Origin of the sequence: Parapedobacter sp. (assembly GCF_035556095.1) — a bacterium.
Classification (GTDB): domain Bacteria; phylum Bacteroidota; class Bacteroidia; order Sphingobacteriales; family Sphingobacteriaceae; genus Parapedobacter.
Window position 1 is genome coordinate 1 of sequence record NZ_DATMFT010000023.1, and the last position, 24,750, is coordinate 24,750.

At 49.7% G+C, this 24,750-nt stretch carries 16 protein-coding genes and 1 pseudogene; 2 read left to right on the forward strand and 15 right to left on the reverse strand.

Annotation, left to right across the window (positions count from 1 at the left end):
• The 8 genes and pseudogenes from VNQ80_RS14830 to VNQ80_RS14865 form a co-directional block, all read right to left on the reverse strand.
• Positions 1-350, reverse strand: a pseudogene (locus VNQ80_RS14830) (hypothetical protein); the annotation flags it as partial.
• 11 nt (positions 351-361) lie between these two features.
• Positions 362-3,478, reverse strand: a complete 3,117-nt coding sequence (locus VNQ80_RS14835) for a TonB-dependent receptor (protein ID WP_325640005.1) — start codon at positions 3,476-3,478, stop codon at positions 362-364.
• Positions 3,468-4,934, reverse strand: a complete 1,467-nt coding sequence (locus VNQ80_RS14840) for an IPT/TIG domain-containing protein (RefSeq protein WP_325640007.1) — start codon at positions 4,932-4,934, stop codon at positions 3,468-3,470. Before VNQ80_RS14840 ends, VNQ80_RS14835 begins: the two co-directional genes overlap by 11 nt.
• Before the next feature lie 410 nt (positions 4,935-5,344).
• Positions 5,345-6,553, reverse strand: a complete 1,209-nt coding sequence (locus VNQ80_RS14845; RefSeq protein ID WP_325640009.1) for an enolase C-terminal domain-like protein — start codon at positions 6,551-6,553, stop codon at positions 5,345-5,347.
• A gap of 48 nt (positions 6,554-6,601) precedes the next feature.
• The gene (locus VNQ80_RS14850; RefSeq protein WP_325640011.1) at positions 6,602-7,456 is read right to left on the reverse strand and encodes a sugar phosphate isomerase/epimerase family protein; all 855 of its coding nucleotides are present in this window, start codon (positions 7,454-7,456) and stop codon (positions 6,602-6,604) included.
• Between the two features lie 36 nt (positions 7,457-7,492).
• A complete protein-coding gene (locus VNQ80_RS14855; RefSeq protein ID WP_325640013.1) occupies positions 7,493-8,602 on the reverse strand; it encodes a Gfo/Idh/MocA family oxidoreductase in 1,110 nt (369 codons plus the stop codon).
• Between the two features lie 35 nt (positions 8,603-8,637).
• A complete protein-coding gene (locus VNQ80_RS14860) occupies positions 8,638-9,339 on the reverse strand; it encodes a ThuA domain-containing protein (protein ID WP_325640015.1) in 702 nt (233 codons plus the stop codon).
• A gap of 37 nt (positions 9,340-9,376) precedes the next feature.
• Positions 9,377-12,727 (reverse strand): PVC-type heme-binding CxxCH protein, encoded by a 3,351-nt coding sequence (locus VNQ80_RS14865; protein ID WP_325640017.1) that lies wholly within the window; start codon positions 12,725-12,727, stop codon positions 9,377-9,379.
• Positions 12,728-12,848: 121 nt separating this feature from the next.
• Here VNQ80_RS14865 and VNQ80_RS14870 point away from each other — a divergent pair, with 121 nt between their 5' ends.
• Positions 12,849-12,977, forward strand: coding sequence for a hypothetical protein (locus VNQ80_RS14870; RefSeq protein ID WP_325640019.1), 129 nt, complete (start codon positions 12,849-12,851; stop codon positions 12,975-12,977).
• A 14-nt stretch (positions 12,978-12,991) separates the two neighbouring features.
• A complete protein-coding gene (locus VNQ80_RS14875; protein WP_325640021.1) occupies positions 12,992-13,894 on the forward strand; it encodes an AraC family transcriptional regulator in 903 nt (300 codons plus the stop codon).
• On the opposite strand, the gene VNQ80_RS14880 is transcribed toward VNQ80_RS14875, so the two are convergent.
• The 7 genes from VNQ80_RS14880 to VNQ80_RS14910 form a co-directional block, all read right to left on the reverse strand.
• The gene (locus VNQ80_RS14880) at positions 13,888-14,955 is read right to left on the reverse strand and encodes a family 43 glycosylhydrolase (protein ID WP_325640023.1); all 1,068 of its coding nucleotides are present in this window, start codon (positions 14,953-14,955) and stop codon (positions 13,888-13,890) included. The two genes, VNQ80_RS14875 and VNQ80_RS14880, sit on opposite strands and share 7 nt — an antisense overlap.
• Positions 14,956-14,984: 29 nt before the next feature.
• Positions 14,985-15,944 carry a glycoside hydrolase family 43 protein gene (locus VNQ80_RS14885; protein ID WP_325640025.1) on the reverse strand — a complete coding sequence of 320 codons (960 nt, stop codon included), beginning with the start codon at positions 15,942-15,944 and terminating at the stop codon, positions 14,985-14,987.
• Between the two features lie 92 nt (positions 15,945-16,036).
• Complete coding sequence (locus tag VNQ80_RS14890) at positions 16,037-17,224, reverse strand: sialidase family protein (RefSeq protein WP_325640027.1); 1,188 nt, start codon at positions 17,222-17,224, stop codon at positions 16,037-16,039.
• Between the two features lie 16 nt (positions 17,225-17,240).
• On the reverse strand, positions 17,241-18,209 hold the full coding sequence (locus tag VNQ80_RS14895; RefSeq protein ID WP_325640029.1) for a glycoside hydrolase family 43 protein: 969 nt from the start codon (positions 18,207-18,209) through the stop codon (positions 17,241-17,243).
• 98 nt (positions 18,210-18,307) lie between these two features.
• On the reverse strand, positions 18,308-20,110 hold the full coding sequence (locus VNQ80_RS14900; protein ID WP_325640031.1) for a RagB/SusD family nutrient uptake outer membrane protein: 1,803 nt from the start codon (positions 20,108-20,110) through the stop codon (positions 18,308-18,310).
• A 7-nt stretch (positions 20,111-20,117) separates the two neighbouring features.
• The gene (locus VNQ80_RS14905) at positions 20,118-23,249 is read right to left on the reverse strand and encodes a TonB-dependent receptor (protein WP_325640033.1); all 3,132 of its coding nucleotides are present in this window, start codon (positions 23,247-23,249) and stop codon (positions 20,118-20,120) included.
• 41 nt (positions 23,250-23,290) lie between these two features.
• Positions 23,291-24,451 carry a cellulase family glycosylhydrolase gene (locus VNQ80_RS14910; protein WP_325640035.1) on the reverse strand — a complete coding sequence of 387 codons (1,161 nt, stop codon included), beginning with the start codon at positions 24,449-24,451 and terminating at the stop codon, positions 23,291-23,293.
• Positions 24,452-24,750: the final 299 nt, after the last annotated feature.

The following is a 24,750-nucleotide window of genomic DNA, read 5'->3' on the forward strand; positions in this document are numbered from 1 at the left end:
TGTGTCCATGTACCTTGTTTATCGTTCTCGGTGTAAAGGCCCATCTTGAACATGTTGTATGACAATTCATTCTTCGATGGGTCGTAATCTTTGTCACGATCGCCGTAATACATGTCGTCGGCAAAACTGTGGGGTGTAACGCCCTTACTCGCCACATCCGCATTAATGCCCGTGAACTCAGCAAACACATGGGCTAGCCACTGTTCGGTATATACCTTGCTTGAAAACACTTTTTCGACCGTAAGGCGGTCTTTGAAATACTGGTCCGATTCGAGGTAATCCTTGTTACAGGAAGAAATGATGCTTGTGCCAAGCACCATCAATAACATACAATATATCTTCTTTTGCATCGCTTTTGAACTTAAAGGTTAACACTGATCCCGAGTGTAACGGATTTGGACGGCGGATAATCTTCTCCCCGCGGCGTAGCCAATTCAGGATCCCAAAGCTTGAATTTTGACCATGTCAATAGGTTGGTGCCTACTACAAAAACCCGGATGTTGTTGGTTTTTATCCGGTTTACCAGCTGCTTGGGAAGCGTGTAGCCAATATCAACCGTTTTGAGGCGGAGATACTGGCCGTTTCGTAGCCAGTATGTTGATTCCCTGAAGTTATTGGGATTGGCACCAAAACTCAAGCGCGGATAGGAAGCGTTCGGATCTTCGGTAGCGGGATCGCCGGAAATATCAGCGGATATCCACCGGTTGTCGCCCATCATCCCTTTCATCACTTGCCCCCACTCGCCTTCGCTGAATGCGTAAACGGTTTTGCCAAAAGTAGAGAAGGTTGATTTACCGGCACCTTGGAGATGCACGTTCACATCCAAGCCTTTCCAACTGGCAGATACGCCAAGTCCATAGATCAGGTTGGGCCGTCTCGTAGCGCCGATAGCCACGCGGTCGCCATCGTCAATCACCCCGTCGCCATTGATGTCCTTATACTTGATATCGCCAGGTTGATAGGGGCCAAACACTTGCGTAGGGCTATTGCGGATATCATCGTAGTCTTTAAACAAACCCAGGGCCACCAATCCCCTGGCTTGGTCTACACGGTAGCCTTCTGCATTCTGGTAGGCATACACGTTGTTCTCCTCATCCATTTCCAGAATCTCGTTTTTGCTATAGGTGATGTTACTCCGTGCCGTCAGGTTTACCTCGCCCACTTTCTGTTTGAATTCGAGACGCCCGTCAAAACCACGGGATTTTACGGCACCTACGTTGGCCCGCGGGTTACTTTCCAAACCTACCATTTCCGGCAAAAAGTTCCGTTGCATATAAATGCCTGTCCGCTCCTCGTCGAAGAAGTCGAGGTTGGCAATCACCTTGTCTCTGAAGAGGGCAATATCGAAGCCCAGGTTCTGTTTGACGGCCATTTCCCATGTCACGTAGGGGGAAGCGACCTGTGCGTACTTCATACCGATAAAAGATCGATCAAAACCATAATCGGCCCATTGGTAACCAGCCTCATTCACCCAGTCGCCATCATCATTGAAATGTCCGTCTGCGATGGTGTACAAATAAGGGAAGCGTTCACCGCCGCCCAACTGATCATTGCCCACCCTGCCCCATGAATAGCGGATCTTGAACATATCCAACCATGTTGCATTGTCTTTAATAAACGATTCTTCAGACACATTCCACGCCATAGAGAATGCTGGGAAGAAACCGTATTGTTCGCCTACAGCGAAGTTTTCCGAACCGTTATAACCGAAATTGAAATCGACGAAATACCGGTAGTTGTAGTTATAAGTAAGACGGCCTGCCAGTCCCTGGTTCCTTCGGGATATCCCATTCTTGATATCGCCACCGATACCTATCGTTTCTATATAAGCATCGCGGGTAAACCGGGCCACGGCCCCCACATTATGGTCGCTTGCAATATTCCGGTCGTAATTAATCATCACGTCAACGAACTCACGCCTGTTGCCGCTTGAATAGCTGTTCTGAAACATCTCGGCGGGATTAGAAACATGGCTGAACACCAGTTCGCCGTTTTCATTGCGGGCACGTTCGGCACGCCATTGCTCGGGCCACTTCCGGCGCTCAATGGTGCTTGAGTTGTTCGTATCAAACCCGATGATTCCCCGTGCACGAAGACCCTTCGTGATGAAGTCAAAATTCTGCTCGATGTCGATGTTGGTTTGTATGTTGTTTCCCCAATTCTCATTGAACCCAGTTTGCGTGGCAACCACCCAAGGATTCGTTTGATTACCGGTACCAACCGCCGGCACGTAGCCGTTAGAATACATCACCGGCGTGCGTATAGGCGAGTACCCGAAAAGAACACCCCAAAAATCCCCATCGCCCAGACCCGGGCTGTTACGCTTACTGAGCGCACCGGAAACACCGACTTTCAGCAGCGTCGACTTGGTGATATCAATATCCGCATTGAGCCGGTAATTCCACCGCCGGTAATTGGCATTGGTATTGTAATCGTTCCGCAACGTTTCGTCGATTTTGTACATACCACCTTCATCGACATAGCTACCCGAAGCAAAATAACGGGCCGTCGCCCCACCCCCGCTTACATTTACGTTGGCCCGGTAGGTCATGGCGCCATCTTTCAGCAGTAGGTCTTGCCAATTGACATTCGGATATAAATCGGGGTCCAGGCCCAACCGCAGGATTTCCAACTCTTCGGGCTGGTAAATCGGCTCGTGGTTGCGGGTAATGCGCGATTCATTAAGTAGGTTCGCGTACGTAAACCCGTCTTCGAACTCTGGGGTAATGGTACGCGTATTGTAAATGGTCTCGTCCTTAAAGCTGATGTTAATCTTGCCCTCTTTACCACGCTTCGTCGTAATCAGGATAACACCGTTTGCTCCCCGCGACCCATAAATCGCCGTAACCGCGGCATCTTTCAATACGGTAAAGGTCTCGATATCTTCAATATTGATTTCATTCAGGTCGCGTTCGATATTATCGACCAATACCAATGCGCCTGTGCCACCACCGAACGTGGATATCCCACGAATCCAGAATTCTGAAATATTCTTCCCGGGCTGGCCCGATTGCATCATGGCCAACACGCCCGGCACATTTCCGGCCAAGGCATTTGACAGGCTCGACGTGGGGTTCGATTTCATGTCATTCAGATCTGGGGTACTCACGGCCCCGGTCATCGTCAACCTTGTCTGCGGGCCGGTACCCGTTACGATGACTTCATCCAATACGCTCATCTCCGACTCTTGGAGCGTTATATCGATCACAAAATCATCTTTGATCAGTACTTCTTGTTTGTCGTAGCCGATATACGAGAAGGTCAACTTCTTATAGCGCTCAACCCGAATGCTATATTTACCGTCGTTATCGGTCACCGTTCCCAAGCCGGGGGCATCTGTTACAAAGACACTTACCCCGATTAATGGCGTCTTGTTTTCATCGACCACGACACCACTTACGTCGACTATTTCTTGAGCCAGTGTACGTAATGTTACACCGATAAGTAACATACTTATTAATAATAACCTAGTCATCATCTCCTTCATTAGTATTGTCTAATTGGTTGTCATCCATTTCTTCCAGGGCAATCTTGCGTATCCGGCGGTTATCCTTGTCGCCGATGTAAAAGGCGCCTTCCTCCTCGCTGTAGGCAATGCCCGTCGGCTGGTTAAACCGCGCTTCCTCTCTTAAATCCCCATCCACATAACCCCACGGGTCATTGTTGATGCTGGAACTTCCTCTTCCAGCAAACGTGGTGACACTCCCTTCGGGCGTCAGCGTACGGATCGCGTGGTTATGCTGCTCGGTGAAATAAAAATCATATTCGTCCGGCTTGCCAGCCTCCACGTAATCGGGATTTTTCACGAATACGCCCTGATAAGGGTTCCGGAGGCGGACCGACGAACCCACGCCATCTTCATAGCCCGCGGCTCTAAGCTGGCCGGCTACCAAATAGGGTTGGTTAAATTGTTCCTTCTCCCAGTTATAATCCACCCGGAGGATATAGTGCTGGTTAATCACCAGAATGTAAGCATAGTTGCCCGTCGGATGCATAAAAATCTTATATTCCCATTGCGGGTCGTGCACCACAAACAAGGTTTCATAATCCTTATCCCCGAGACCCTCTTCAAAATATTTATTCAGGTCGAAGCGGAAAAACTGCCCCTTTTCATAACTATTGAAATACATTTCGCCATTCACGGGATGTATGGAGGCACCATTACATTGCCGATACCTGGTCAGTATTTCCCTGTCTTGCCAATCTTTGTCACGCGACAACCGATAGGTTGCCCGGTCGTTTTCTCCCCCGCGGTCTTCCGCAATAATCATGTGCTGGCCATCAAGCGTAAAATCAATACTGCGGGGACGGTCAAAATCGGAACGTTTCTTTGTAACGGTGCTATCCTCGAAATTAATCAGGTAAAGCCCGTTATTAAAATCAAACGTCATCCATAAATGCTTCGGATTGAGCGGATCGAATTTCATGAAAGACGGCTCCCAAAATCCACTCGCCATTTTCGTCTCATCGGGATCTTTAAATTTCCCATCCTTCCACGGCTCGTCACCGCGATCGTTGCGATATCCGATAACCGTAGACACGACCATCTTACGCTGGTAGTCAAACGCCTGCGGGGATTTACCGATCACCTGCTTACTGTCATCCGACACACGCACTTCGATGTCGCCGCTGAATGCTTGCCGGGGAACCAAACAGTAGAGGGATTCGCCCCGCACATTGATTACTTTCGCTTGTTTCCCGCCGATAAATACCGACACCTTTTCCGGATCATCCCCGAAGTTCTCACCATAGATCACAAGGCGTTGCCCCATTCCCCCCGATTTGGGATTAAAATCGGATACGACCACCGGCTTGGATGGGTCGAACGGCTGAACGGCTTCGACGGTGGGATCATTATCCTTACAACCACCAAAGCTAAGTACGATAAAGGCCGCTATCATCACGCATAGTGGCTTTTTATCACGTGTTCTCATTTTCACTTTCATAGAATTAATTGTTGGTTAACATTCATTTTCAATAATTTACGATACCGTAAGTGGCTACAAAAAAGTCATGGCGACCGCTATACCATGGTGTATTGAATACATGGCATTCCTCCCGAGGGAGGCTCTGAACTACATCTTAATAAACGCGGTCGCTACGGATGCTGATAATTGGTATGACCTTGATGGTCATTAGTCTGGCGGAAGAACCCTCCTATGGTATTTCCGACCAACATGCCCTAACACTATTGCAAGGAAAGCTGTACTCATCGGTCTGTTACTTTATTTTACTGTTATAATTGTATCGATTAATTCTACACTCAACTGTTCGCTTATATTGATTTAGCTAAATCGGTTTATTAACTGGGTACAAGATAACCATCGGTACCCCGTTGCCGTGGCTACCTCAGCAATTCCAACCCAAATCCCGGGGCAGTTGGTGGGATTAGGTGCCCATCTTTGATCGTATATCCACTGAGGTCGATATCGTCCGAGGTACTGGTCACCCCTTCAATCGTCACCGTGTTTCCCAAGCCGCCGGCCATATGTGCAGTATAGTAGGTTTTGAGCAGCGAACCCCAGGCGTGCGGAGAAGCCTGGACCCCGTATTGCACCAGCTTCGGCATGAGCTTCCGCCAATTGGTGAACCCAAGGCCCTCGATATCGGAGATGTGCACATCCATCAGTTTCTGCTGCATCAGTTCGTCCAATAAGACGGGGTCAGGGTCAGCTTCGCCCTCTGCGAGCAGGCTCTGCACGTTGGCCTTTGCCATCCAGTCACGAAGTTTCCGGTAGTCGGCTATGGTTTCATGAAACGGTTCTTCGATCCAGAACAACGGTGTATCACCGATCCCTTCGAGATATGCGGTAAATTCATTCACCGTAAAACCGTTGTTGCCATCCACCAGTATCTCACAATCGGGAAAAGCTGCCGCGACTTGCTTAGTTACCGCTATATCCCGGGCCAGCCCCTCTTTTTGAGCCATCCAACGATGCCCCCGGCCGATCTTAAGCTTGAATTGCCGATAGCCGTATTCATAATCGTAACGGCAATTTGCAAGTACCTTATCGATACCGCCCGGCGCATGGGACGGTTCGAGGTCATCGAAATAAATCATGCCGCTGTAGTACTTTGTCGTAAACGGCTTTTCTCGGCCCAACAACGCATATACCGGTTTATTCAGCGCCACGCCCGCAAGGTCATGCAACGCGATATCGAAGGGGAGGTAGCGATCGTCCGTGATGCCCACATCGACGTGGAACACGTCTGATATTTTCTTACCTACCAATTCAGGAACCAAACGTTGGGCACCATCGCGGCCGCCCCGTAGGGAAGCCCAACCCTTAGCACCCTTATCGGTAGTGATGGTGCATATTCCGATACGTGGTCCATAGCCATGTACGTCCAGCCGCGCATTTTTCCCCACAAACCGCGGGTATTGCATGCGTACGTCATCAAATGTTACCGATTGTATGGTATGGTAGGCCAGTTCGTCTTGCATGCGTGATGCACGCGACACGCCGCGGAATACCCCGCCAAAAGCTGTCTGTGATAATACACCGGCTGCCACCCCCGTGTTTAACATGTAAATGAATTCCCTTCGTCTCATAATTTGGTGTGTTAAATGGTTATTTCTTTACATTGTATTTTCTATCAATCACTCATCATCAACAAAAGTCTTCTTTAAAAATGCAAACCCTTCCGCTGCCAATTCATCCGCGCTGTTGGCCAATGGCCGCCAAATGCTAGCTGCTCGGGCCAGTTCTTTGGAAGGGGCACCGAAAGTTTCAATCACCAGGCTTCCTCCGTAATCGATGCTGCGAAGCGCATCCCGTATACCCAGCCAATCCAGGTGTCCCGTTCCGGGTGTTCCGCGATCGTTCTCATTGGCTTGGATATGGACAAGCCGATCACCCAACTTGACAATACTTGCGGGGATATTTTTTTCCTCGATGTTACTATGGAACGTATCTAATAAAATCTTGAGGAACGGGCTATCCAGCTCGTCTACGATTGCTATGGCTTGGTCTACTGTATTAACCATATCGGTCTCAAAACGATTTAGCGGTTCCAGTGCCAACGTGACGCCAAGCCGCTCTGCCCTGCGGATAGCCTGATAGAGGTTTTCTTGGCACCACTCCCTTTCCTGAACCTTCTGCTCGGCAGAAACCAACCGGGTTTTACCCACTGCCGAATAAAGTGGCCCACCAAACACAGGACTTTCAAAATCGTTTGCAATTTCCAAACAGTCAATGATATAGGAAAGCCCGTTCGCCCGGATTTCTGACCGCTCACTGGAAATATCACGATCCATACCGAAGGCCCCACTTACTGTCACGTTCAAACCCAGCTCACGGCTGACCTTCTTCAAAGCTACCCAATCAATCAGATCGCGGTCTTCCACAGCGATTTCTATGACATCGTATCCGATGTCTTTTGCTTTATGCAAAATATCGAACGATGCCGTTGAAAACGGTGAAACCCAAACGAACGTGCTAATTCCTATATGCATTATTATAAACCAACCTAACTAAAAAACTCGCTTAACTTATTCAAAACTGGGGATTTCGACCCTGGCACCGCCCTTCATAGCCGATTCGTGGGCGCAGATACCTGCACATGTGTAGTTTGCTGCGAGCGCCGCATCTACCGCTGAATCCCGGCCTTCCACGATTGCAGCGACGAATTCCTGCACCAAGTGGGGATGAGAACCCCCGTGCCCCGCTCCCTGAAGGAACGACACGTGGTTAGGGTCGTCAATTCGTTCGCGTTTGGTAAAGTCAGCAATCTCAGGTATCAACAATTCATCGGTATCAGGCACGTCGATACGCCGTGCATTCTCGCCCCCGTCGAATATCACGTGTTCCTCGTCTTGCAGTTGTTCCCACTCAAAAGACATTTTCGTTCCGTATACATCATAACTTTCGCGATACTGCCTTACCACATCAAAGAGCGAACGGGTAGCCTCTGCAACCACATCGGAGTCTTTCAGTTTAAACGTAGCGGTCTCTACCGCATAGGGTGCATTGTAACGGCTCGCCAAATCGTCTGACAGCCGGCCCGAACCGTGGCAAACCACTGATTCGGCGATGGTGTTGTTGATGCGCAATAGTGGTGAAATGGCATGTGTACCGTTCAACATAGGTGGGTAACCCTTCCAATACTCAGCCCAGCCTTCCATGCTCATATCTTGGATGTGCGATCCCCGGACAAACTGGATTTTACCGAGTTTTCCGGTTTCGGCTAATTTCAAACCATAAAGGAACTCACGGGTGTATAGGGCGGTCTCCATCATCATATAAACCTTGCCCGATTTGCGCTTCGCAGCAACAATCGCTTCGCAGTCTTCCACCGTCATCGCCATGGGTATGGTACAGGCCGTATGCTTATTCGCATTTAACGAGGCCAATGTCATCCGGGCGTGCTCCGGTACCGGCGTTACTACGTGGATCGCATCGACATCATCGCGCTTCACAACTTCTTCGAAATCGGTGAAGACCAAATCATCATCGAGGTTGAATTTTGTTTTCAGCTCGTTAAGTGTATTTTCGTTGCGTGTGCAAATCCCGACAGCTTTGATATTCGGATGCTTTTGATAGATGGGTATGAATTCTTTCCCAAAACCCATTCCTACGATAACGACAGTGATTTGTGACATGTTCTGATCTTGTTTTTAGCTATTTATATCTTTATTTATTCGTTTGCAACCCAGTTGACGGCGTTAATCAACAATTTCTTGTATGCTTCATGCTGATGGCTATGCTCGTCGTGGCCCAATGTGATCCCGGCGATTTTCGCTTTGCGATGCTTTACCGTGAAAACGACGGGATAAACCGCGTCGGTTTCGATTGATTGGCCAATGACCAACACCTCAATGCCCTTGGCTGCCGGGTCTGGCACGTGGCGGTATAATTCGTCTTTGAACCCGAACTTTGCCGGTACGCCCTGCGTAATGGGGTGTGCGGGATTGACTACATAGTCTTTAAACTCCTGGAATGTTTCGTGGCTTCTGCTGCCCCCACCCACATAATTGAGGTTATATGCGGGCCAATCTTCCCAATTGTACCATACCGCGGCATGCAGCAGCAGCAACCCATGGCCTTTTTCGACAAATTTGGTGATTGCGGCCTGGCCTTGGGCATTGATTGGTTGGTTATTGGTAAGTACCAAAAGGTCTGTCTGTTTTAGATAAGCCGGTATCGAGTCGGTCTGCTCGGTGTAGGTAACGCTATATTTACCTGTTGACTCGATGGTCTTTTTGTCCTCTTGTCCATACCACCGGGCGAAATCATGGGAGCCGCCGCCGCCCACCATCAAAATCCGGATGGGCTTGTTCTGCCCGAGTGCGTGGCCCGCGGTAATGAGCAATAATGCCAATCCCGCTAACAGTTTCATCGTGTTGTCCATATGTTACTCTATTTTTGTTCTATCGTTACTTAACTACGCGCATAATACCGTTCATTCCACGCCAATGCCCCGGAAACGTGCACACATAAGGATAATCTCCCGGTTCGGCAGGCGCGGTAAATTCCAACGTATAGCTTTCTCCCGGACTTACCAAGGGCGTGTGATGCAATACTTCGGGAATATCGGGTATATATTGCTTTTCAAAGGCTTCCGACGACCGTAGCATGTCATCCGCCGCCTTCCCTACGATATCCAGTGTACCCGGTTGGATAATCAGCAGGTTATGCTGCATACCATCGGGATTCTCAAACACGAGGGTTATCCGCTTGCCGGCCGGAACGCTAATCAGCTTTTTATCGTATTGCATGATGTCTTTCACCGCTTTTAGCTCAATCCGTTCCGAAGGCACGCCAGCGGCAGGGTCGGTGTCAGCCTGTGCATCGCCGTGTGCTAAAGCGGCTGATCGGCTCGCTCTGGACAGTCTTACTGTGATATTGTTGGCGTTACCCGTGAATCCGGATGGGCCACCATAGTCGGCGAAGGCATGCGCCTCGTCGAAATCCTCTCCCGAACGCAAGTTGAGGCCAAGCGGCTCGGCAAACAGATGCATGGCCTTGGCGCTCCCTTGGCTCACTCCATTGATGAGCAATTCCATCGAGGCATCTGCAGAAAGGCGGGCATTGGCTACAAATTCGCTCGGCAGGTTACCACGTGACATTACCGTTGCGGTTTGGCCATGCTGATAAACGGCGAAAAATAGCTGGTTGTCTTTTGCATAGACAGCGTAGCCGGCGGCCTTATCGCCTTGCCCTACAATGAGCCCATTATAAGGTTGGTTATCGCGCCGCTGTACTTCCATTTGGATATCAATTTCCTTGTTTGAAACATCGGGCGAAAAGGCAAGCCGGCTCCGGCGACCTAACGTGTACTCCTCGTTGGTTAACGATTCGAGTATACGGGTGGCAAAGCTACTTGCATTCGGCGTTGATGCCAGTTTGAAGAATGCATCTTCATGGTGCGCGATCGCAGCAAACAACGCTTGGGAAAGCCACTTATCGCCTTCATTAACCGAATCGCTGGTCGCCTCAAGTAGCGCTCCCGCGACCGCTTCGGATGCCGGGTACTCCGTCAGCTTCACAAACGCCGCCAAGCGGGTATTCAGATTGGTATCGGCCAGTACGCCACTGCTCAGCAATGCATCGCGGAACTTGTCGGCTATCGGAAGTACTTGAGCCGCTGCTTTGCGTACACCTGCGGATGGATGCGCCAATGCTGCTATCACCGCTTCAGCCACGTCTTCCCGCTCACCAATCAGGTTCAACCCCTGGAGTGTCCACAAGGCATGGATTGCCGGTGCGTTCAGTCCGATTTTGTCTACCTTACGATCGCCCGCAATCTGCATCAGCCCCTTAGCCACGTCGTCTTGTTGACGTTCTACCAACAACCGCTGTGCGTGCGTACGCCAAAACTTATTATCGCTCTTCAGTGCTTTCAATAAGCCATCCGGATCGTCTTTAGAAAGCTTAAATACATTACGATGCTTGGCATCTTTATACACCAACCGGTATACACGGCCATACTTTTGGTCACGCAACTCGCTTTCGAATGCGTTGCCGGGCCCATGTGGTTGTTCCACAAACGGCAGCACTTTGTCGGATGGTGCCTGTGCCGGCACAAACACATTGTGTTGGATAATGAAATTATACCAGTCGAGTATCCACACCGCGCCGTCTGGGCCGACTTCCGTGTGGATCGGGCCAAACCATTCGTCCGAACTAGCGGCCAGGTTCCAGCCATCATGTTCTTTAAAACCGGCGCCATCCGGTTCGATAATCGCATTGTGCACCAAGCGTACGGTGGGTTCGGTAACAAAGGCCACTTTATTCCAATAGCTCTCCGGGTAATCCCGAGCGGTATAGAAGTGGTGTCCCGCGGCAGACGTGAATCCGCCGACTACATCCACCTGCCTGAGGTTGGGTGTCATGGCATGCACCTCATAGTGACCGTCGATCTTCTGCACCGCATTGACCGCTGGACGGCTATCGTCGTTCCGGAGCCGCCGCTGTACCAACTGTTCGGGCATGGAATAGTAAGCACTGTGGGTATTGTTTGCTGTAGAAATAAACACATTGTTATCTTCGGTCATCCCCAGTCCCCACGTGTTGTTGCTGGTCGTTGCCAGATATTCAAAGTCCGTTCCGTCGGGCTTAAAGTGATACACCCCTTGGCCAAAGGTCATCCGCCGGCCATTGACGGTGCCATTGAAACCGGCGTAACCTGTAACGCCCCAAATTTTGTTGTCAAACCCGTACTGAAGGTTAGACGGACCGGCATGCGTATCGTCCTTTTTCCAACCGGTCATTATGGTGTCGCGGAGGTCGGCCACATCGTCGCCATCGGTGTCCTTAAGGAAGACGAAATGGGGCGCCATAGACACAATAATGCCGTCGTTGGCAAATGTGAAGCTCGTGGCGATATTCAGCCCATCGGCAAATACCGTAAACTTATCGGCTACACCATCACCATCGGTATCTTCGCAAATTTTTATCTTGTCATTAGCTTCCCCTTTCAATTCCACGAAATTATTGGGGTAGTCCATCGCTTCGATAACCCACAAGCGCCCCTTTTCGTCCCAACCCATAGCCATGGGGTTGACAATATCGGGTTCTGATGCAAACAGCTTCAATTCGAAACCAATAGGAATCTGTGTAAGCTTAGCTGATTCCGAAGGCGACAGTGGGTCCTGCATTTTCGGCACGAAATGCCGGGCCGTGAAATCGGCGATGGTATCTTCGTAAATACTTACACTAGGAATCTCCAGCTTTGCCACCCATCCCATCACCTCATCGCCCAATGCCCATTGTGCGCCGCTATTGATTAACCGCAGGAAGTCCAAATGCTTCCAGGTAGCTTCTTCTCTACCGAGTGCCGTGTGGAATATACGGCCGTTTCCTTTCACCAAGTATTGTACCGAATCGCCCACAGCGTCGCCCTTCCCTTCCGCTGGTTCGGCGCCATCCATAACCAATGATTCCGTACCAAAAGACAAAAGCCCTCGCCCATCAGACACAAAATCTGCCAAGACCCGTTGCTGGTCGGGAGCAATAGCGTCGGAAACCGCGAACAGCACCACGCCATCGTATACGCGGAGGCCTTTCTTGTTCAGGTCGCCAAGATCTTCGGTGTATGTAAGGTTGATACCGCTTTGGAAAAGCTCAATAGCCAACCACGATGCATATTTGCTTGCCTCCACCTCTTCATCTGCGCTGCCAACGAACAGTACTTCTGCGCGCCGCGGATAATCGCGGTTTACTTGCGTGCACTGGGTCAGCAACAAACAGCAAACGGCAATACTCAAAAGGGAACGTAATTTCATATATACTAGTTCTATAATCGTCTACCACACAAAAGTAGGCTACCAAGCTACAAGAAAACCGCGGTATGTTATCCCTTTATAGTCAAATTATATCATAATATTATATTTTTATATATTTGTAATGACAAATCATGAAACCATCATGGTTTTTCAGCTCACTCAGGGGATGAATAAATATGATAGCTTCATTGCCATTAAAACCGCCGAAGGCAGCATGAACGCCTTTAGAAACAAAAAAAGCGATGAATAAACAAATTTAGATAGATGAAGAAAACACACGTTATCCCCAAGGCACTCATACCGGAAAACCGGACATTTGTGGTGCGTAAGCAAGTGGAGCCCTATTTTGACCCTACGTTCCATTTACATCCCGAGTTTCAATTATCGTACGTGATGGAAGGCGAAGGGAACCGGTTCGTGGGCGACAGTATCAAACCGTTCAAAGCGAATGATTTGGTCCTTATCGGTCCCAACTTACCCCATGTATGGCGCAGCCATAACAGTTATTTCGAAAAAGATAGCAACTTGAGCACTACAGTGATCGTGATTTATTTCCTCGATTATTTCCTCGGCGAGAATATTCACGAGAAGGAAGAGTTCGAAAGTATCAAACACCTTTTCCAACGCTCGCAATGCGGCATTGAGATTAGCGGCAAGACCAAGCTTGCCGTCATGCGCATGATGGTTGAGTTACTTGAGCTGAAAGGTGCCGACAGCATCATCCAACTTCTTAAAATACTGAATACCATTGCACTCTCTAACGAATGTCATCTCATTACTGATACACATTCCAAATCGTACAATACGGAGGCTGAAACGGATCGGATGAACAAAGTGTACGAGTTCATCATGAAAAACTTCCATCGGAAAATCCATTTGGAGGAAGTCGCTTCCATCGCTAGCATGACAAATACGTCATTCAGTCGGTACTTCAAGTCACGCGTCAATCAGTCATTTTCAGACTTCCTGAAAGAAATACGCATCGAGTATGCGTGTAAACTCCTCAAGGAAGACAAAATGAATATTGACCATATCGGTTTTGCGTGCGGTTTTCAGTCAATGACCAATTTCAACAAACAATTCAAGAAGGTCACCGGCAAGCAGCCCCACCAGTACCGCAACGAATACCAGAAGGTTGCACTCGACTCGTACCACCAGTATCACTGAAACACCGGTGCTTTCTGTGGGGTGGTGCTGGGTACGCGGCCTGCAATTTCCGGCCAGCCATCGCGCCAAGTGACTTTATCCAATAGCAGCATCCGCCGGCTTGCCCCGCTCGACACCTTGCCCTTTGCGCGGTCTATACCGTGATAAAGGAACCAGTCTGTTCCTTCATCGTCGGCGATTAGCCGTGCGTTGTGGCCTGGGCCGGCAATGCGTGCATTACCTTCTAAAAAAAGCGTTCCCCGCCCACGATCGGTGATCACGTATCCGTCCTTATCCAAATACGGTCCCATCAGGTTTTCCGACCGAGCGACCAATACATGGTATTTGCTGTCAGCCCCCTCGCAACAACTGCCTTTGGAGCCAAAGAAATAATAATAGGCGCCCCGTTTATGAATCATCACGGCTTCAAAGTCGCCTGCTGCTATTTTGACTTTTTGCGACAAATCGGGTACGGAAAGTCCGTCGGCTGCCAACTTCACGACATACGTACCTTGCGTGGGTGCGCTGCTGAAACTGCCCCAAAACAGGTATTTTCCCACTTCCTCCTCAAAATAAAAAGCATCGATGGAGTTGGGCACACCTACTTCTTCACTGCTGAATACTTTACCATGATCGACAAATGGCCCCGCCGGCTTTTCCGCTACGGCTACACCGATACCCGGATTAGTATCGCCCCACGTAGAATATGCATAGTAGAGGTGATATTTTCCATTCACGAGGTTTACATCCGGGGCCCATATCCCTCCGGCCGCTTTCCAGTCGGGCTTTTCTCCAAAGGCCTGCCCCACCACTTGCCAGTCTACCAGGTTGGCCGACCGCAGGATAGGCACTAGGCGACTGCCTTGCCCATCGCCCCAGTCATCTTGGGTTCCATACGCGTAAAAGTGTCCCGTTTGCGGATCACGAACAACCGTGGGGTCCGCAAGGATGGGCTCGAAGACCGGGTTAGTATAGGTTGCTACCGATGGATCCGGTTGCTGGGGGACATCGTCCGGTTGCTCATCGGTGCGCGCACATCCCGCCAGTAAAAGTAATACAACGAGAAAATTGTAAATCAACATTTCGTTTAAACTTGAATGAAAAAATAACGCTATTTTTTTAGCATCGGTTTAATTACTCCATCGCTGTCCACACGGAACGTATAGTGGTCGGCGGCTTCGTCCCACTTCCTAATGACAGGAACGATCCGCGTCCGCCGGGGCGTTACCTGCTGTTGATCGAAATGTATGTGGTACACGTAGTATAATTGACCATCCAACCCTTCAAATAAATCGCCGTGCCCAGACCCGTTTTCACCAACGATGGAGCGGTGGATAATCGGACTATCGCTTTGCTTGACCCAAGGCCCGTAGGGCGAATCGGAAACGGCATACCCGACGGCGTAGTCGATATTCATGAAGTGATTGGCCGAATAGAACAGGTAATATTTACCTTTTAACTTGATAACGGTGGGCCCTTCCATGATGGGTGCCGACTCATAGGCCGGCGTGGCTTCCCAAGGTTCGGTTTGATCAAAGCATTTCGTTAACGTTTCAGGCTTAATCTTCCCTTTTTCCAAGTCAAACTCGGCCACCCACAAATAGTTGCCATCCGAAAACCGAACGTGGTAGAGGTAATGCTTACCATCGTCATCTTTGAAGATGTATGAGTCGATATTCTTCTCGGTACCATCAATAGGGGCAACTTCCGTTTGCGTATAGGGGCCCAGCAAATCGGTTGATTGGGTCAATACGGTTTGCTCATTGGCCGTATACGTTAAATAATAGATACCGTTTTCCTTGAATAGTTGCGGTGCCCAGAAACCATGGGTACCGAAGGCCTGCCCGCCCTTCGAGAGGATCATGTGTGTAGGGCCTTGCATACCCGTGGGCACGGTCCAATTTTTCAAATCCGTCGATTCCAACGCCGCGAATCCTGCCGATGCCGACTTTCCACTTCCCCCCGTGCCGGTAAGGTAGTACTTTCCATTTTCAACATAAATCGTTGGGTCTGCAAAAAACAATTCTTGTTTTTCTTGTGCCGCGAGTTGCGTTTCGGGAATTGACAACATCGCAATTAAGACGATGCAATAGGAAAGGGATTTAAGAAAAAGAGTAAAAAAAGAGCGAATAAACATATCCAGTATCATCTAAAAAATTACTACTAATCGTCCACAACGACTCGTCCCAAAATCATCCAAGCGTTTATCGTACCACCATCAAAGTTGGTGGCGGATGTAGCTACGACCGTGTTTTCATCCCACAGCGCAATTGCGTTCCATTTGGCCTCCCTATCCGGGGGTACCGGAAAAGGGCGGGATATTTTCTGGAAGTTACGCCCCTCTTTGTCTCCTATCGCCACTTCCATAGTCGATTTCTCCCAATCAGTGCTCCTGCCCCTTGTGGTTTGGTAAGCTAACAGCACCTCCCCTGTGGCAAGCCGGGCGAGATAAGGCGCTCCCGCATAAACGTCCTCCGGCAACGGGTCGCGCAACGCATACTCGCGCATGGGCGACTCAGCGCCTACAGGCTCTTTCCAATTATCAGCAATCGATGTGCGGACGATGTAAGGCTTGAATTGCCCCACCTTGTTGTCTTCAATGGCGACCAAAATTTCGTCGCCGATCACCAATGGTACAGGCATACCATCGCGCCGGCCCGGCCGGAAGCTTACCGTCCGGGCAATGCTGCTCCAGGTATAGCCGTTGTCCATCGAAGCCAACATGGATATCTCCTGCTCATCTGTGGATGTATACGGCTTCTCGTTCGCAAAATAAACCTGCAACGTACCGTCGGGCAATTGCAGGAAAGCCGGCTCCCAACAGCCATCGCGAAAACGAGGTTCAGCCTCATAGATCACTTGGGGCTTATGCCACGTTTTTCCGCGATCATTGCTTCGCGCAACAGCAATAGCAAACGGTGCTACCTCCGGCTTTGTGGGCCTATGATTACATGCCACCAACCAATCACCGTTCCCTAACTCGATAAACTCGGGATTGGCCATATTTATCCTAACTTCATTTCCATGGGTATCCGAATGGGTATGTCCGTGGAACGTAATGGTCGGCTCACTCCATGTTTTCCCCGAGTCGCCGCTCCAGATTAACTCCGTATTGCCCTGCGCCTCATAAACGGCAATAACGGTGCCGTCGCTGAGCCGTTTTACGCGCGGATAACCCGCATAGCGTAGCTGGCGCTCATCCTGCGGGGCTAGGCGCTGAAGCGTATTTTGATCCCATTCGATGCGGATACCGCTAGGCACGAGGGTATCGTTGTGCATCGCAGGCTGTGCGATGCCCCATTGGAAAACCATCACACACATCGAAATCAATAGCCCCGCTTTTTTTTCCATAACGCGATTGTCCACGTTACTCCCGCCGTTTCGGAGTGAGGTAATTGCCGTCTATTTGCATAACGACCTCGCCATCTTTCGTTATGAAATTTACGGTGCTGATGTTCATGTACCGTGGGTGAATAGCCGTTGTGCTTCGATGCGAATGAAAAACAATGCGCAACTGGCCTTCCTTATCGGTAAACATCGCACTATGCCCCACTCCAACCAATTCACCGGGCTTTTGCAGGATGGGATTCCCTTCATATTTCGTCCACGGGCCCATAATCTCATCGGCCGTGGCATACCCGATTCCATAAAATGGACTCTCATAACTGTTTGCCGAATAGGTCATATAGTATCTACCTTCATACTTCAATACAAATGGTCCCTCATTCACGCGGGGCCATACCTCTTCCCACGGCTGGGAGACATTAATGCATTTTGTCATCGTCTCGACACGCATGGTCATGAGATCGTCTTCCAACTCGGCAACCCAGATATTGAGACCGTCATTGAATCGATCGAAAAACAGATATGGCTTGCCGTCATCATCAATGAACAGGGAATTATCAATACATTTCTCGCCTTCAAGCATCGGCTTTTTCTCCGTTTGTTTGAATGGCCCGAGGGGGCTATCACTGGTAGCCACGCAAATATGTTCGTCTGCCGAGTAATACATATAAAACTTCCCATCCACATGATAGACTTCGGGCGCCCAGAACCAGCGGTCACCCCAGGAATCTTTTTTATCCAATGCCAACCTATTGCCGGGCACAGCTTCCCACGTATGCAAATCCTGGGATGTGTAGACGGCAATACCATTTTCAGCATACGTACCGTAGGCATAGTAGGTTTCGTCGTGCAGCAGTATGAAAGGATCACCGAAAAACACGTTCTTTCCGACAGGTTCTTCTGGCAATTCCAGCAACTTATCGGTATTGCTCGATGAACGCGCCAGCACACTGAAACTAATAACAAGTATCGTTAAGAAAATCGTCCTCATATGCCTTTATACGCTTATACGTTACTTGTCATCAATTTCAAATTGTCCATCGTCTTGTCCTTTGTCGCTCCTGACCCTTTCATCAATATATTAATTACCTATATCCAACCCGGATTTTGGATAATCGTAGGCGTCTTATTGATTTCCGATTGGGGTATTGGCCAAATATAATGTTTCTTTTCGAACACCCTACGTTTCAGAAATGACCGCTCATAAAACTCATTGTCCTGTAAATGCGTTCCTTTATCCACCGTCATCCGGTAGAAATTTTTGTTATCAGTTTCCTCAGCAATAAGCCACCGGCGCGTATCGAAGTAGCGGTGGGTTTCGAAGGCAAGCTCAATTTGCCGTTCGTGCCGGATCTTTTCGCGCATTTCCTCTTGGGTCAGCCCCTCGGGCAACCCCGGCAGACCTGCCCGATTCCGTATCGCATTGACATAGGTGTAAACGTCAGTAACTGGTCCTTGTGCCTCGTTCAATGCTTCTGCATAATTAAGATACTGTTCGCCCAACCGGAAATAAATCCATGTTTTTTGGGTAAAGATATTCTGTGGGATGCGAACCGATTCTTCGGAAAATTTCTTCATGAGGTATCCGGTGACGGAATGGTCTACCGCACTCCTTGACCGCCCGTCTAGGCCACTGTTCCAAAACTCAATGCGCCGTTCCCGCCAGAAAGCACCGCTATAATTGATCGCGGCATAAAAGCGTGGCTCGCGGCCGACGTACATATTCCTGATTTGATCCAAGTGATACCCTTTGGGATGGGCTTCTTCGGCGTACCCCGTTTCTTGGTAGCCCGATTCGGGGTTGATGATTGGCTGCCCATCGGCCTCATACCCCAGAATAGGCGTTGACCCATCCGCCATCTCGTAGGCATCCACCAGCTCTTGGGTAGGGCAATAGCCGCTCCAACCGCCCATGCCATTGGGGCTCGTGCAGCGTTCTTGGTGATCCCAATTCCCCATATTCCGGGCAAAAAGCACTTCTTTGTTATGGCGCATATAAAACAACTCCTGGTAGCTCCGCATCGGATCATTGTTTGCCGCTGTATAAAGGCCGTAACCTGCTCCTTCAGCGGCGTCAATCACTGCCTTTGCCGCATCCGCAGCAACTTGCCACCGCTGCGCGTCATACCCCGCAAATAGTTCCAAACCGTCGCGATCGGCGAAACCGATGAACTCGGGATTGCCGTTCCACAGCGGGCTTGCAGCATATAGCAGCATCCGGGCTTTTAATGCCAGCGCCGATGCGCTTGTAGGCCGGCCAAGTTGAGTCCGGTCTTCCGTGGGACCATTGATATACGATGGCGGTAGCAGGGATGCCGCTCGATCGCATTCTGCAACGATAAAATCGACCACTTCAGTATAAGGTCTTCTTTTAATTGCCGTAAAATCATCATCCAGTGTGGCGGCGCGGTCCATAATCGGTATCGGCCCGTGCAGACGCACTTGGAAAAAATGGAAAAACGCCCTTAGAAAATGTGCCTCTCCTTTCCACCTGTTTTTTTCCGCTTCACTCATAAGCGTCTGATCGATCCGCTCCAAAAAGATATTAACCTTCCTCATACCTTCCCAGTCAAACCGCCAGATATTTTCCTCAATATTCTGTGGGCTCCACGCCCCGGATGTCATGACATGTGCAAAAGGGTATGTCCAGGTGATTTCCATCTCGTCAGAGGCTCCGACGAACGGGTTTCTACCCCACCAGTCGTTAAAGCTAATTTCTTCATGCAACGTAAAATAGGCCGACGTAAGAAACCGCTCGGCGTACTGCCGCTGTGCGAACACTTCGTCCAGCGTCATATCTTCATCGGGCATTTTGTTCAAAAAATCTTTTGTACACCCGCTAAAGGCTATAAGGAAAGCAATAACCGTTATATTTATGAATATTCGCTTCATGTTTTTCTTATTTAAAATTAACTTGTAACCCGAAGTTCAATGTGCGCTGCAACGGATAAAAATTCGTGCCGCTATCAGATTCGGGGTCCATTATTTTGACCTTATCCCATGTATGGAGGTTTACGCCGTTTACGAACAGCCGGATGCTGTTCATTCCCCAATTTGCAAGGCCGGGTTGTGTAAACGTGTAGGCTACTTCCGCATTTTTAAGCCGTAGGAAAGAAGCATCTACCTGCCAAAGGGTAGAAGCCCGGTTATTGTTGGGGTTGGCCACGGTGATGGCGCCGGGGTATGTACCATCGGGGTTATCCGGCGTCCAGCGGTTGTCGTAATACTCGCGTTGCACATTGAAGGTACCTACGCCATCCTGAAACGGATACATGGTCGATCCGTATAGGAAAATACTGGTCTTGCTCGCTCCAGTAAGGAATAAACTGACATCGAACCCCTTATAGGCGACTGTTCCACCGAATCCGTATACGATTTGCGGAGTCCGTGGAAAGCCGATTGCCGTCCGGTCGTTATCGTCGATGATATTGTCGTTGTTCAGATCCCGGTACCTGATGTCACCCGGCTGACTTGCGCGGCCGAGTCTTTGCTCCGGACTGTTGGCAATCTCTTCGGCACTTTGAAATATACCCTCGGCTATCCATCCAAACGGCTGATCGATAGATCGCCCTTTTGCCGACAGCCATGGATAACGTTGTTGGGGCTCGTCGTTTTCAATGATTTCATTTTTAGCGAACGTGAAGTTCCCCCGGAACGAATAGTACCAACCCGAAGATGTGGAATTCTTCACCTCCAGCATACCATCGATTCCGCGGTTCTTGGCCTTCCCCAGGTTTGCATATGGAATCACCCAAGGGTAAAAGCCCGTTACAAAGGGGATTTGTACCCGTTGGAGCAGGATATCCTCGCGGTCTTCCCAGAAGGCATCCACCTGGAGGACGACTTTGCTCCGGAACATTTCCAGATCGAGGCCGATGTTCGTTTTTGTAGCCACTTCCCACGTCACATTCTCATTGCCTGTCTGGTCTTCTTCGATACCGGGCATGAAACGCATGTTATCACCGAAATGATACGATTGAGCTCCTTGTGTCTTCATCGAGGTCAGGTATAAGAAGCGGATGTCTTGGTTCGCAAGGTTATCGTTTCCTACTTTTCCGACAGAGCCTCTTATCTTCAGCGAATTTACCGGATTGTTATCTCCCCAGAACGACTCATTGGACAAAATCCACCCTGCCGAGACCGAAGGGAAGAACCCGTAACGCTTTCCTTTCGGGAAATTTTCCGATCCGTTGTAGCCGGCGTTTACCTCCACCAAATACCGGCTGTCATAGCCATAGGTGAAACGCGTAGCCGCGCTCAGCCTCCGGTAGGGCAAATTCAGCATAGATTCCGGTGCCGTCAACCTGACCATGTCGCGCTGGTTATACATCACCATCCCGGACACCTCGTGTTTTTCAAACGATTGGGTATAGTTTGTCAGCAACTCGGTATAATATACCCGCTCCGCGGTGTTGCCCGTTCCATAGCCCAATGGGCTTGCTTCCCGGAGAATCTCACTATAAATGTCTTCCCCGGTATCCGGGTCTTTCCCTAAGTATTGTTTCACCTCAAAATCCTTTTGCCGCCGTACGTCCGACCGGTAATAATGGTCGTAAGCAAACTTGCCATTGAGTGAAAGCCCGGGGGTGACCAAATCGGAGAGGTCCCATTTTCCGCCGAACGTACCCTGTACCGTATTACGTGCCTCCACGAGGTATCCGGATTGCGTTACCATCCCCCAGGGATTGGAACCTAAAAACTGTGTAATGCCGGCCGGTGTCCCGTCAGGGTTTACCTTCGGGAAAGCGATGGGAGGTGTTTTACGCAGCGCATCGAAAATATCTGGGGCCGACCTAGCCGGATAATTCCCCTGCTGGATTATGCCGCCCAGTCCGAATTCAAATAACAGGTTCTTGGTGACGTTTACATCGATGTTTGACCGAAGGTTGTATCGGCGCATGTTGATATTTGTACTATATAGGTTGGTTTCATCGGTTTTCCAAAGACCGCTCTGTTCGGTATACCCTACATTTCCATAATAGCGTATAACTTCCGTACCCCCGTTTATACTCAGGTTATTAATGCTCTGGTACGTGTTTTTCTTCATGATTTCGTTGGTCCAGTCAACGTTGGGATAGAGGTAAGGATCTTCCCCATTTGCATACCGTTGAATCTCTTCTTCGGAAAAGAAGTCGTCTTGTCCCATATTACGGTATGCCTCATTCCACAAACTTGCGTATTCCACACCACCAATGTACTTGGGCATCCGTTGTGCGGTAAGCATTCCGGTTTCAGACCTGAGCGTCACCTTCGGCCGTCCTTGCACACCACGTTTTGTGGTAATCAAAATTACTCCATTTGCTCCGCGCACACCATAGACCGCCGTGGCCGAGGCATCCTTAAGTACAGAGAAACTCTCGATTTCCTGTGCGTTTATGGTATTTAATCCCGACATGCCACGCTCAACACCGTCGACGAGCACCAACGGCGCACGATTTTCCCAGGTTCCCAATCCGCGGATGTATACCTGAGCCTGATCGTAGCCGGGCTCACCGCTCGTCTGCCGAGTAATGATGCCGGGCATCCGGCCAGCAAGCGCATTCGAAAGCGATGGTGCAGTGGATTGCTCCAATTCCTTAACTGACACTGAAGCTACGGACCCGGTAACGGTCACCTTCTTCTGTGTACCGAAACCCACTACGACAACTTCATCAAGCCTACCCCGCTCCTCGTCAAATTCCATGACGAACGTCCGCTCCCGTTCAGCCCCCGCAACGACTTCTATCGGAAAGTAACCCTGATAGGTAATGACCACAATCGACTCAGAAGAAGGGATTTCCAAGATAAACTTTCCGTCAATATCGGTCTGTGTGCCTTGAGCTGTGTTTTTTACCATCACGGTAGCACCTGCAAGTGCTTCCCCCTGCTGATTCGTCACCCGACCGTGCAGCACGTGTGACGACTGTGCATCTACCCGAACTGAAAATGCCAGCAAAAACACAGTAAGCGCAATTCCCAAGCAACGAGCGGTTCGCATACCTATGCGGTGTCGCCATTGCATGAGAAAGATTTGGGTAATTTTCTCACTCATAATTCATTTATTTTATTTGGTTATTAAATCGATATGCAACTCTACTCTTCTTCGGTCTCACCGGTTAGTCGTTTAATGAGCTCCACTTCCTCTTGTTTATACGGCGTCCCGTCGCTCCGGAAAATGTCGTGGAACCACAGCGGTGGCTCGTCCGTATAGGTCTTCGTCCAGCTGTCCCACGGATAAATGGTCTGTGTCTTGCCGTCTACAAACCCCCAGTTAAACATAGCCACATTATATTTTTTGGCGATCGGCAGGAACCCGGCGAAGGTGCTGCCATTTGGCCGCGCCATATATTCGGTGCACCACAACGGCTTATCGTAACGTTGGAGTTGCTGTATGCGTTTCTCGAAATCCTCGGGGGTATCGTAGGTGTGGAAACTGATGATATCCGACTGCTCGACCTGCAATTTTTCAATTGGTTTCAGTCCTTCATGGGTAGACCAATCGCCGACCCAGATACCCGATGTAAGCGGCTGCGAGGGATTTGCTGACCGTGCCCATGCAAACGCTTGCTCCAACAAGGGCAACACATAAGCTACTTTGTCCTTGATTTCGACAGCCTCATAAGATGGGCCTGTCATGTTATCCGGTTCATTCCATACGTCCCATCCCAAAATCCGGTTGTCCTTGGCAAAATGGTTGATTACGCCTTTTACATAGCGTTCCAACCGTGGATATTGCGCACTGTCTTTCAGCACGTGCTGCCCTGGGCTCTGCACCCATCCCGAGTTGTGTACATGTGGTTTTGGGGCGCGCTGCTCTCCGGCTACCGGAAAAGGATCCCAGCAGGAATCAAAGAAGACAAACAATGGCCGGATGCCGTGTTTATCGGCCAAGCGCAGGAAATGTTCTATTCGAGAGATAAACCCGACGGAATCTTGCTCGTACGGCAAGTCATGCAGGTAAACACGGGCCGTGTTCATGCCCAAATCGGCTGCCCATCCCAGTTCTTTGTCAATGGTTTCCGGATCGAAGGTGTCTTCCTGCCACATCTCCAATTGATTGATGGCCGTTGCCGGTGTATAGTTGGGTCCTACGAGCCACTCTTGTTCGGCTTGCCATTCATTGGCCTCCTCGGCCGTCCAAATACCTCTCGGCGGCTCGTTATCAACACCGTTGCTGCTGCTGTTGCAGCCGGATAATAAAAAGATAATAAGGGTAAAAAAAGTCAAAAATGTGGTGGATATCCGTGTCGTCATTGGCGTATCGTTGGTTATAAAATTGGCTATATGCCTTCTTCACCACAAATGACGGCATTATGGGTGCCGGGTGTTATATCAATTTGTTTCATTTTTTCCTTATTTTGTCTCAAAAAGCACTTGCCTTTGTCGTATACGCCGTAAACCGTGCCGCTGATTCCACCAGACCATCCTCAACGCTTCGTATTTGCTCCGTAATCGATTAATACCTGCTTCGCTATGAACATATATTGACTGGATGGTGAATCCAGGGTGAGTCCAGGTACCTGTTTGGTTCCTCGACAAACCGGCGGGGGGCT

Coding starts and splice junctions, on each gene's coding strand:
- VNQ80_RS14835 (WP_325640005.1), bottom strand. CDS start 3,478: ATGATGACTAGGTTATTATTAATAAGTATGTTACTTATCGGTGTAACA.
- VNQ80_RS14840 (WP_325640007.1), bottom strand. CDS start 4,934: ATGAGAACACGTGATAAAAAGCCACTATGCGTGATGATAGCGGCCTTT.
- VNQ80_RS14845 (WP_325640009.1), bottom strand. CDS start 6,553: ATGAGACGAAGGGAATTCATTTACATGTTAAACACGGGGGTGGCAGCC.
- VNQ80_RS14850 (WP_325640011.1), bottom strand. CDS start 7,456: ATGCATATAGGAATTAGCACGTTCGTTTGGGTTTCACCGTTTTCAACG.
- VNQ80_RS14855 (WP_325640013.1), bottom strand. CDS start 8,602: ATGTCACAAATCACTGTCGTTATCGTAGGAATGGGTTTTGGGAAAGAA.
- VNQ80_RS14860 (WP_325640015.1), bottom strand. CDS start 9,339: ATGAAACTGTTAGCGGGATTGGCATTATTGCTCATTACCGCGGGCCAC.
- VNQ80_RS14865 (WP_325640017.1), bottom strand. CDS start 12,727: ATGAAATTACGTTCCCTTTTGAGTATTGCCGTTTGCTGTTTGTTGCTG.
- VNQ80_RS14870 (WP_325640019.1), top strand. CDS start 12,849: ATGACAAATCATGAAACCATCATGGTTTTTCAGCTCACTCAGGGGATG.
- VNQ80_RS14875 (WP_325640021.1), top strand. CDS start 12,992: ATGAAGAAAACACACGTTATCCCCAAGGCACTCATACCGGAAAACCGG.
- VNQ80_RS14880 (WP_325640023.1), bottom strand. CDS start 14,955: ATGTTGATTTACAATTTTCTCGTTGTATTACTTTTACTGGCGGGATGT.
- VNQ80_RS14885 (WP_325640025.1), bottom strand. CDS start 15,944: ATGTTGTCAATTCCCGAAACGCAACTCGCGGCACAAGAAAAACAAGAA.
- VNQ80_RS14890 (WP_325640027.1), bottom strand. CDS start 17,224: ATGGAAAAAAAAGCGGGGCTATTGATTTCGATGTGTGTGATGGTTTTC.
- VNQ80_RS14895 (WP_325640029.1), bottom strand. CDS start 18,209: ATGAGGACGATTTTCTTAACGATACTTGTTATTAGTTTCAGTGTGCTG.
- VNQ80_RS14900 (WP_325640031.1), bottom strand. CDS start 20,110: ATGAAGCGAATATTCATAAATATAACGGTTATTGCTTTCCTTATAGCC.
- VNQ80_RS14905 (WP_325640033.1), bottom strand. CDS start 23,249: ATGAGTGAGAAAATTACCCAAATCTTTCTCATGCAATGGCGACACCGC.
- VNQ80_RS14910 (WP_325640035.1), bottom strand. CDS start 24,451: ATGACGACACGGATATCCACCACATTTTTGACTTTTTTTACCCTTATT.